The sequence below is a fragment of the Campylobacter portucalensis genome (genome assembly GCF_009690845.1).
GTDB lineage: Bacteria > Campylobacterota > Campylobacteria > Campylobacterales > Campylobacteraceae > Campylobacter_B > Campylobacter_B portucalensis.
This window is the reverse complement of the sequence record NZ_VWSJ01000022.1, coordinates 1-4,339: the sequence shown is the minus strand read 5'-3', so window position 1 is coordinate 4,339 and position 4,339 is coordinate 1. Positions and strand designations below refer to the sequence as shown.

Below are 4,339 nucleotides of genomic sequence, written 5' to 3'. Positions count from 1 at the left end.
TTTTTCTCAAACTTTCAGCAATATTTAAGCTTTACTTGTATATAATTCCATTTCTGCTTTAAAGAAAGCCTTAAAAAGCTTTTTAAGAGTGTGTTTTTTAAATTATAAATGTTAAACTATTAAATTAATTTTAAAGTCAATCTTTGAAATCTAAACAAGTGATCGATTGAGCCAAGGGCTTTAAAGCCTAAAACAATTAATTATAAAAACGAGTTTTTTATTTTAATTGTTAGTAAGAAATATAAAGTTTTAGATTAAAACTTCATAATATATAAATAGATAAAAACTTTTAAAAATAAAAAGTTTTTTATAAATATTTTTATGGAGAGTTTGATCCTGGCTCAGAGTGAACGCTGGCGGCGTGCCTAATACATGCAAGTCGAACGGACAAATAAGAGCTTGCTCTTATTTGTTAGTGGCGCACGGGTGAGTAATATATAGTTAATCTGCCCTTTGCTGGAGGACAACAGTTAGAAATGACTGCTAATACTCCATACTCCTTTTTGACATAAGTTAAATCGGGAAAGTTTTTTCGGCAAAGGATGAGACTATATCGTATCAGCTAGTTGGTAAGGTAATGGCTTACCAAGGCTATGACGCGTAACTGGTCTGAGAGGATGATCAGTCACACTGGAACTGAGACACGGTCCAGACTCCTACGGGAGGCAGCAGTAAGGAATATTGCGCAATGGGCGAAAGCCTGACGCAGCAACGCCGCGTGGAGGATGACACTTTTCGGAGCGTAAACTCCTTTTATCAGGAAAGAATAATGACGGTACCTGATGAATAAGCACCGGCTAACTCCGTGCCAGCAGCCGCGGTAATACGGGGGGTGCAAGCGTTACTCGGAATCACTGGGCGTAAAGGACGCGTAGGCGGATTATCAAGTCTTTTGTGAAATCTAACAGCTTAACTGTTAAACTGCTTAGGAAACTGATAATCTAGAGTAGGGGAGAGGTAGATGGAATTCTTGGTGTAGGGGTAAAATCCGTAGAGATCAAGAGGAATACCTATTGCGAAAGCGATCTGCTGGAACCTAACTGACGCTGAGGCGTGAAAGCGTGGGTAGCAAACAGGATTAGATACCCTGGTAGTCCACGCCCTAAACGATGTATACTAGTTGTTGCTAAGCTAGTCTTGGCAGTAATGCACCTAACGGATTAAGTATACCGCCTGGGGAGTACGGTCGCAAGATTAAAACTCAAAGGAATAGACGGGGACCCGCACAAGCGGTGGAGCATGTGGTNNAGACAGGTGCTGCACGGCTGTCGTCAGCTCGTGTCGTGAGATGTTGGGTTAAGTCCCGCAACGAGCGCAACCCACGTGTTTAGTTGCTAACAGTTAGGCTGAGCACTCTAAACAGACTGCCTTCGTAAGGAGGAGGAAGGTGTGGACGACGTCAAGTCATCATGGCCCTTATGTCCGGGGCGACACACGTGCTACAATGGCATATACAATGAGAAGCAATATCGCGAGATGGAGCAAATCTATAAAATATGTCTCAGTTCGGATTGGAGTCTGCAACTCGACTCCATGAAGCCGGAATCGCTAGTAATCGTAGATCAGCCATGCTACGGTGAATACGTTCCCGGGTCTTGTACTCACCGCCCGTCACACCATGGGAGTTGATTTCACTCTAAGCGAGGAAGCTAAACTAGCTACTCTCCACAGTGGAATCAGCGACTGGGGTGAAGTCGTAACAAGGTAACCGTAGGAGAACCTGCGGTTGGATCACCTCCTTTCTAGAGTACATATGTATAAACTCTCACAAGTTATACATAAGAAAGATTATAGTATAGTGATTAAAAACAGATTATAACAATAAATAGTTAAAAAGATAAATCTATACTAAAACTCAATCATCCTTGTTTAGTTTTCAGAGATTGATATTAAAATACAAAGCACTAATGTAATTTTATTGATACTAATAAGATATAAGTATCATAGTAAAATTAAAAATTTGATTTAGCAATAAACTTACGAAGTAGTATTTATATAGTAAATTAAAAATTATAGGTTTAAAATTTAAGGTTATGAATTAAATTAACAGTTAAAAAAATATATAAATCTTTAAGTTTATTTACAATTATATTATAAAATTATAACTAGTAGCGGGGAATTAGCTCAGCTGGGAGAGCGCCTGCTTTGCACGCAGGAGGTCAGCGGTTCGATCCCGCTATTCTCCACCATAGTAAATTAATTAGATTATAAATTAATATTATTTATAGTCCTATAGTTATAACTAAATATATTATAATATATTAAATCATTGATTCCTAAAGGGCCTATAGCTCAGCTGGTTAGAGTGCACCCCTGATAAGGGTGAGGTCATAAGTTCAAGTCTTATTAGGCCCACCATTTTATTGAAATTAAAATGTATTTTTATTAATCTTTAAAAATTTATATAGTTTAACTATAAAATCTAAAATAAGCTTATCACACTATATCAATAAAAATTAATATAGTTTGTTAAACTACTAAATATACTTTTAGTAGTTTAGTAAGTTGATATATTAAGAGTATGATATGATAAATTTATAACTATAAATGTTTTAAGCATTAATTAGTTTTAAATTTTAATAATCTTAATTATTGTAGTATAAGTTTATTTTAGATTTTAATAATCTAAATGTTATTTAAATTATCATTGTTAAAAGTCACAAAAAGTTTTAATAAATAAAACAATTTTACAGGACTTGTTAAAGTTTTAAATATAAGTAGAAATTACTACTAATTAATTAAAATTATAAATTTTTTAGTAAATTTATTGATTAGTTAGTTATTAATTAATGCAACTCTTTTAAATTTACCTGTTATCAAATTTAAAAGATTAAAGATTAATTCACGAATATAATAAAGTTAATTAAAACTCTTTATTATGATTATTAATCTCTTTCCGTCTTAACTACTGTATATTTAAATGCATAAAAATAAATACTATAAATTTAATCCATAATTTAAAATAAAAAATTAAATTATTAATATTTAGATTTTAAAGATTTAAGAGTGTTTTTTAAGATTTTTATAACTAAATACAACAGATTAATATTAATAGCATAATTAACTATTTTATCTTTAACAAGGAAGTGATGCGAATTAGAATATCAACATAATAAATAAAAGATATTTAAAAGGTAAGCTACTAAGAGCGAATGGTGGATGCCTTGGTTGGTAGAGGCGATGAAGGACGTGCTAGACTGCGATAAGTCTCGGGGAGCTGTCAAGGAGCTTTGATCCGGGAATTTCCCAATGGGGCAACCCAGTTAATAGTAATATTAACTACTATATTTTATAGAGCGAACGTGGGGAATTGAAACATCTTAGTACCCACAGGAAAAGAAATCAATAGAGATTACGCTAGTAGCGGCGAGCGAACGCGTAAGAGGGCAAACCACTAGTTTACTAGTGGGGTTGTAGGACTGCATAAAAGACAAAAACTTGCTAATAGAATAACTTGGAAAGGTTAAGCATAGAGGGTGATACTCCCGTATATGAAAGCAACTTTTTACTTAGCAGTATCCTGAGTAGGGCGAGACACGTGAAATCTTGTCTGAAACTGGGTAGACCACTATCCAACCCTAAATACTACTACCAAACCGATAGCGAACAAGTACCGTGAGGGAAAGGTGAAAAGAACGGGGGTGACCCGAGTGAAATAGAACCTGAAACCATTTGCTTACAATCATTCAGAGCACGATTCTTTATGACGTGTGATGGACTGCCTTTTGCATAATGAGCCTGCGAGTTGTGATGTCTGGCAAGGTTAAGGATACCCGGAGCCGTAGCGAAAGCGAGTCTTAATAGGGCGATAAGTCAGATGTTGCAGACCCGAAACGAAGTGATCTATCCATGAGCAGGTTGAAACCGGTGTAAGAACCGGTGGAGGACCGAACCCGCTAGCGTTGAAAAGCTATGGGATGACTTGTGGATAGGGGTGAAAGGCCAATCAAACTTCGTGATAGCTGGTTCTCTCCGAAATATATTGAGGTATAGCGTTATGTAGTAACTAAAGGGGGTAGAGCACTGAATGGGCTAGGGCATACACCAATGTACCAAACCCTATCAAACTCCGAATACCTTTAGTGTAATCATAGCAGTCAGGCGGCGAGTGATAAAATCCGTCGTCAAGAGGGGAACAACCCAGACTACCGACTAAGGTCCCTAAATCTTATTTAAGTGGAAAACGATGTGAAGTTACTTAAACAACCAGGAGGTTGGCTTAGAAGCAGCCATCCTTTAAAGATAGCGTAATAGCTCACTGGTCTAGTGATTTTGCGCGGAAAATATAACGGGGCTAAAATAAGTACCGAAGTCGTAGGCTTGACTTTTGTCAAGCGGT

At 36.4% G+C, this 4,339-nt stretch carries 2 tRNA genes and 2 rRNA genes; all 4 read left to right on the top strand.

From position 1 onward, the window contains the following. Positions 1-318: 318 nt before the first annotated feature. Positions 319-1,742, top strand: a 16S ribosomal RNA gene (locus tag F1B92_RS05795). A gap of 371 nt (positions 1,743-2,113) precedes the next feature. Further along, positions 2,114-2,189: transfer RNA gene (locus tag F1B92_RS05790), tRNA-Ala, on the top strand. 92 nt (positions 2,190-2,281) lie between these two features. Then, positions 2,282-2,358, top strand: a tRNA-Ile gene (locus tag F1B92_RS05785). 774 nt (positions 2,359-3,132) lie between these two features. Further along, positions 3,133-4,339: ribosomal RNA gene (locus F1B92_RS05780) — 23S ribosomal RNA — on the top strand; the annotation flags it as partial.